Below are 488 nucleotides of genomic sequence, written 5' to 3'. Positions count from 1 at the left end.
CACATTTCATAAAAGAGTTTTTTACATTCAGGCATCAAGTTATTGAGTTTTTAGTAACTGAATGTGATTTTGACACCTTGGCATTTGAGTTTGGTTTTTCTGAAGGATTAGAAGTTGATAAGTGGATAAAATCACAAATTCCATTCGACGATTTGGATAAGTTACTGTCACACTTTTATTATCCAAATGAGTTTAAAGATACTTTGCTATGGCTTCGTCGGTATAATCAAGACAATAATAATCAAATTACCTTTTTAGGTGTGGATATTCCTAAAAATGGAGGTTCTTATTTTCCAAACTTTCGTATTGTATCTGATTATTTGCAAAGACTTTCAATCGTTTCTTCTGATGTCTTACAGAAGATTTTAAATCTTGCTGAGAAATTTGATTTCTATTCGACTTCTCAGCTTGCGTTAAATTTATCGCTTTTTGATGAAGCTGAACATAATGAATTAAAAGCATTGCTATTAAAAGTTTACATTCGTTTG

General features: G+C 30.5%; 1 protein-coding gene. It reads left to right on the top strand.

Features of this window, described 5'->3' with window-relative positions; all coding sequences use genetic code 11:
- Positions 1-488 (top strand): erythromycin esterase family protein (locus VQ048_RS12550; RefSeq protein ID WP_327611971.1); only part of this gene is annotated, 488 nt, incomplete at both ends.

The organism is Bergeyella anatis, assembly GCF_036016955.1.
GTDB lineage: Bacteria > Bacteroidota > Bacteroidia > Flavobacteriales > Weeksellaceae > JAYWXI01.
This window is presented reverse-complemented; position numbering and strand designations above follow the sequence as displayed.